This window comes from Pseudomonas sp. MWU12-2345 (assembly GCF_023242385.1).
Taxonomy (GTDB): domain Bacteria; phylum Pseudomonadota; class Gammaproteobacteria; order Pseudomonadales; family Pseudomonadaceae; genus Aquipseudomonas; species Aquipseudomonas gingeri_D.
Window position 1 is genome coordinate 1 of sequence record NZ_JALLJA010000040.1, and the last position, 3,362, is coordinate 3,362.

General features: G+C 63.5%; 3 protein-coding genes and 1 pseudogene. 3 read left to right on the top strand and 1 reads right to left on the bottom strand.

The annotated features are described in order from the left end of the window. Nucleotides 1–215: pseudogene (locus tag M5C71_RS33480) on the top strand (MFS transporter); the annotation flags it as partial. On the opposite strand, the gene M5C71_RS33485 reads toward M5C71_RS33480, so the two are convergent. Continuing rightward, on the bottom strand, nt 212–664 hold the full coding sequence (locus M5C71_RS33485; protein WP_103495862.1) for a DUF4879 domain-containing protein: 453 nt from the start codon (nt 662–664) through the stop codon (nt 212–214). The pseudogene M5C71_RS33480 and the gene M5C71_RS33485 sit on opposite strands and share 4 nt — an antisense overlap. A 249-nt stretch (nt 665–913) precedes the next feature. On the opposite strand from M5C71_RS33485, the gene M5C71_RS33490 reads away from it, so the two are divergent. Both M5C71_RS33490 and trmA read left to right on the top strand, forming a co-directional pair. Further along, complete coding sequence (locus M5C71_RS33490) at nt 914–2,209, top strand: NCS2 family permease (RefSeq protein ID WP_103495861.1); 1,296 nt, start codon at nt 914–916, stop codon at nt 2,207–2,209. Next, the gene (gene trmA, locus M5C71_RS33495; protein ID WP_103495860.1) at nt 2,206–3,285 is read left to right on the top strand and encodes a tRNA (uridine(54)-C5)-methyltransferase TrmA; all 1,080 of its coding nucleotides are present in this window, start codon (nt 2,206–2,208) and stop codon (nt 3,283–3,285) included. The genes M5C71_RS33490 and trmA overlap by 4 nt, the downstream gene beginning before the upstream one ends. Nucleotides 3,286–3,362: the final 77 nt, after the last annotated feature.

Genomic DNA, 3,362 nt, shown 5'->3' on the forward strand with positions numbered 1-3,362 from the left:
TGTTTATCGGCGCCTCCAACCAGCTCGGCGAATTCGAGTCAGGATTGACGGCCAACTGGTTCGGCACCGTGCCCGCCGTGGTGATGGGCGGTATAGGCACCCTGGTGATCACCGGGAGCTGGATGAAACTGTTTCCGACCCTGGCCCGACGCGACCGTATGCACGAAGCCCCGGGGCAACCGGCACAAGCGGCCGAGCCTGCGAAAGTCGCTTAGTAGGCGGCGATTTGAATTTCCGCCCCCAGGGTCCGCACCGGCGCCGTCAGCGAACGATCGGCGACGACGAAAGTGCCGACCTGCTGGCTGTCCAGCTCAAACACATAGGTGAATTTGTAACCCACCACCTTGCCACTGGTGCAAGGTGCGAATGGCCGTTGGAATTCACAGAGTGAACTGCGCGTGGCGTATGTCAGGGGGACACCGTTGAGAAAGGCCAGCAGACCGTGCCCATAACCCGACTCCACCACTGTCACGGTGATCGGCCCGCGATGGGCGCATTGGGTTTGCGTACGACCGTCGGATACGTCCTCGACACAGCCCTTGGACACCACCGTATAGAGGCCCACGCCAATCAGCGCCTGGGCCGGCGCGGCAGACGCCGTCAGCACCGTACTGGCCATCACCAGGCCCATACCCAGGACCAGACTCTTCACTCGACTGCTCATAAATCCCTCCGAAAGGAGCCAGCAGTATGCCTGATGGACTCGGCGACGACACCGATGCCCCGCGCCAGGACAAATTTTTTGCCCATGTCCTGGCATCTTGCTTGCAACGCGCAGCCAACCGGCACAAACCACTGGTATGATGCGCGGCTTTTTTCCACAGACAGAAGCTCATCAGGCCGCTAGAGTCTGTGCTTGGCTGTTTGGGGATCGATTCATTCACGGCGCCGAGTGCGCCACGGGGGAGCAGAGATGCTGGAAAGGCTGTTTCAACTCAAGGCACACAACACCAATGTACGCACCGAGATACTCGCGGGCGTCACCACCTTCCTGGCCATGGCCTACATTCTGTTCGTCAACCCGAGCATCCTCGGCGAAACGGGCATGGACAAGGGCGCGGTGTTTGTCGCCACCTGCCTGGCCGCGGCCTTCGGCTCGACGGTCATGGGCCTGATCGCCAACTACCCGATCGCCCTCGCACCGGGCATGGGCCTGAACGCCTTCTTCACCTACACCGTGGTCCTGCACATGGGCCATACCTGGCAAGTCGCGCTGGGGGCGGTGTTCATCTCGGCGGTGTGCTTCTTCGTGCTGTCGATCTTCCGCATCCGCGAATGGATCATCAACAGCATCCCGCTGCCGCTGCGTTCGGCGATTGCCGCCGGTATCGGCCTGTTCCTGGCGCTGATCGCCCTGCACAACGCCGGCATCGTGGTGAGCAACCCGGCGACCATGGTCGGCCTCGGTGACCTCAAGCAGCCGGCACCGATCCTCGCGACCCTGGGCTTCGCCGCCATCGTCGCACTGGATGCCCTGAAAGTCCGTGGCGCGGTGCTGATCGGCATCCTCGGCGTGACCATCGTCTCGATCCTGATGGGCTTCAGCCCGTTCGGCGGGATCGTCTCGGCACCGCCATCGCTGGCCCCGACCTTCCTGCAGCTGGACATCAAGGGCGCCCTGGACATCGGCCTGGTCAGCGTGATCTTCGCCTTCCTGTTCGTCGACCTGTTCGACAACTCCGGCACCCTGATCGGCGTCGCCAAGCGCGCCGGGCTGATGGGCAAGGACGGCCACATGCCGAAAATGGGTCGCGCGCTGATCGCCGACAGCACCGCCGCCATGGCCGGCTCGCTGCTGGGCACCTCGACCACCACCAGCTACATTGAATCGGCGGCGGGCGTCAGTGCCGGTGGCCGTACCGGCCTGACCGCCGTGGTGGTGGCCGTGCTGTTCCTCCTGGCGTTGTTCTTCGCCCCGCTGGCCGGCAGCGTCCCGGCGTTCGCCACCGCACCGGCGCTGCTGTTCGTCGCCGTGCTGATGACTTCGGGCCTGGCGGAAATCAACTGGGAGGACATCACCGAAGCCGCACCCGTGGTGGTCACCGCCCTGGCCATGCCGTTCACCTATTCCATCGCCAATGGCATCGCGTTCGGCTTCATTGCCTGGACCGCGATCAAGCTGCTGTCCGGTCGCGCCCGCGAACTGAACCCGGCGCTGGTGATTCTGTCGATACTGTTCGTGATCAAGCTGGGCTGGTTCAACGCATGACTTTTGACTCCAACACCTACACCGCTCAGCTCGAAGACAAGGTCGCGCGCTTGCGCGACCTACTGGCGCCGTTCGACGCCCCCGAGCCGCGGGTGTTCGACTCGCCCTTGCAGCACTTCCGCCTGCGGGCGGAGTTCCGCCTCTGGCGCGAAGCGGGCGAACGCCACTACGCGATGTTTTCCCAGGACGACAAGCGCACGCCGATCCTGATCGAGGAATTCCCCATCGCCAGCCTGCGCATCAATGAACTGATGCCCAAGCTCAAGGCCGCCTGGCAAGCCAGCGCGCCCCTGAGCCACAAGCTGTTCCAGGTGGAGTTCCTGACCACCCTGGCGGGCGATGCGATGATCACCCTGTGCTATCACCGTCCGCTGGACGAGCACTGGCAGACCGCCGCCGAGCAGCTGGCCGCCGACCTTGGGGTCAGCATCATCGGCCGTTCCAAGGGCAAGCGCGTGGTGATCGGCCACGACTACGTGGTGGAGAAATTCGAGATTGCCGGGCGCACCTTCAGCTACCGGCAACCGGAGGGTGCCTTTACCCAGCCCAACGGCACGGTGAACCAGAAGATGCTCAACTGGGCCTATGAAGCCCTGGGCGAGCGTTCCGACGATCTGCTGGAGTTGTATTGCGGCAACGGCAACTTCACCCTGCCACTGGCGACCCGGGTGCGCAAGGTACTGGCCACCGAGATCAGCAAGACCTCGGTGAATGCGGCCTTGAGCAACCTCGACGAAAACGGCGTGGACAGCGTCACCCTGGTGCGCCTGTCCGCCGAGGAGTTGACCGAAGCACTGAACGAGGTTCGCCCGTTCCGGCGCCTGCACGGCATCGACCTGAAAAGCTATGAGTTCGGCAGCGTGTTCGTCGACCCACCGCGTGCCGGCATGGACCCGGACACCTGCGAGCTGACCCGGCGCTTCGACAATATCCTGTACATCTCCTGCAACCCGGAGACCCTGGCGGCGAATATCGCGCAGTTGCACGATACCCACCGCATCGAACGCTGCGCGCTGTTCGATCAATTCCCCTGGACCCATCATATGGAATCCGGGGTGTTGCTGACTCGTCGCTGACCGTCACATCACCTGTAGGAGCCGGCTTGCTGGCGATGCGATCTGATGGGCGACATCGTCGTCGCCTGGAAAATCGC

Coding starts and splice junctions, on each gene's coding strand:
- M5C71_RS33485 (WP_103495862.1), bottom strand. CDS start 664: ATGAGCAGTCGAGTGAAGAGTCTGGTCCTGGGTATGGGCCTGGTGATG.
- M5C71_RS33490 (WP_103495861.1), top strand. CDS start 914: ATGCTGGAAAGGCTGTTTCAACTCAAGGCACACAACACCAATGTACGC.
- trmA (WP_103495860.1), top strand. CDS start 2,206: ATGACTTTTGACTCCAACACCTACACCGCTCAGCTCGAAGACAAGGTC.